This is a genomic window from Streptomyces sp. NPDC060027 (assembly GCF_042737005.1).
Lineage (GTDB): Bacteria > Actinomycetota > Actinomycetes > Streptomycetales > Streptomycetaceae > Streptomyces.
Window position 1 is genome coordinate 1 of the sequence record NZ_JBHWVI010000477.1, and the last position, 1093, is coordinate 1093.

2 protein-coding genes are annotated in these 1093 nt (G+C 69.4%); both read left to right on the forward strand.

The annotated features are described in order from the left end of the window. A partial coding sequence (locus ACFWBT_RS43115) for a helicase-related protein (RefSeq protein ID WP_385710345.1) occupies positions 1-510 on the forward strand: 510 nt, incomplete at its 5' end. Positions 511-556: 46 nt separating this feature from the next. Beyond that, a complete protein-coding gene (locus tag ACFWBT_RS43120; RefSeq protein WP_385710348.1) occupies positions 557-961 on the forward strand; it encodes a CBS domain-containing protein in 405 nt (134 codons plus the stop codon). Positions 962-1093 lie beyond the last annotated feature (132 nt).

The window sequence follows — 1093 nt, forward strand, 5'->3', positions numbered from 1 at the left end:
CTTCTCAGCAGCGGGGTTCGGGCCGCCGCGCTGCACGGCGGCAAGTCACAGCCGCAGCGCACCCGCACGCTGGCGCAGTTCAAGACGGGGCACGTGAGCGTGCTGGTGGCGACCAATGTCGCGGCGCGCGGCATCCATGTCGACAACCTCGACCTGGTCGTGAACGTCGATCCGCCGACCGATCACAAGGACTACCTCCACCGCGGCGGACGCACGGCACGAGCCGGCGAGTCCGGCAGCGTCGTCACCCTCGTCACACCGAGCCAGCGCCGCGGCATGGTCCGCCTCATGTCGGATGCCGGGATCCGGCCGCAGACCACCCAGATCCGCTCGGGCGACGAGGCTCTGCACCGGATCACCGGCGCCCAGGCCCCGTCCGGCATCCCGGTCGTGATCACCGCACCGGTGGCCGAGCGCTCCAAGCGCAGTACCTCGCGAGGCCGGCGCCGTCCCTCTTCGACGACCCGGCGCGCGCCTGTACGCCAGACCGTCTTCGGCACGGCGGCCTAGAACCTTCGTGATCAGGAAGCTGACCCATCTCTGCAGGAGGCACCTTGTGACGCTGGTTCAGATGCAGCTCCGCCCGGCGAGCGCCGGCCCCGGGCACATGACGGTGGCTGAGGTCATGGACGCGGCCGGACCGCAGGTCTGTGACGACATGAGTGTCGAGGTGGCGCTGTCGGTGATGGCCGCCGCATGCACGGGTCGGCTGGTCGTCTGTGACCAGGACGGCCAGTGCACCGGCCTGGTCACCCGGACCGAACTCACCGCCGTCCGCGACAGCACCGCCTACACGGACCGCGTCCGCCTGCGCGAAATCCTCGGCGACCACCGGTCGTTCACTACATCCGTGGCCACGACGGCCGAAGCCGAGCATGCGATGCGCTACCTCCGGCTCGGTGCCCTGCCGGTGGTCGACGAACGCGGCAGTGCTCTGGGCGTTCTCGCCCTCTCCCGCTGAACCGTCTCACCCTGGCCGGGCCGTTCTCCTTCTTCTCTCTGTGAGGTCACATGCGCTGCGTCATCGCCCGCTTCCCCTTCGAGCTCACCAAGGCCAGCGTGCTGGAATCGATGAAGGGCATCAAGCCCGAAC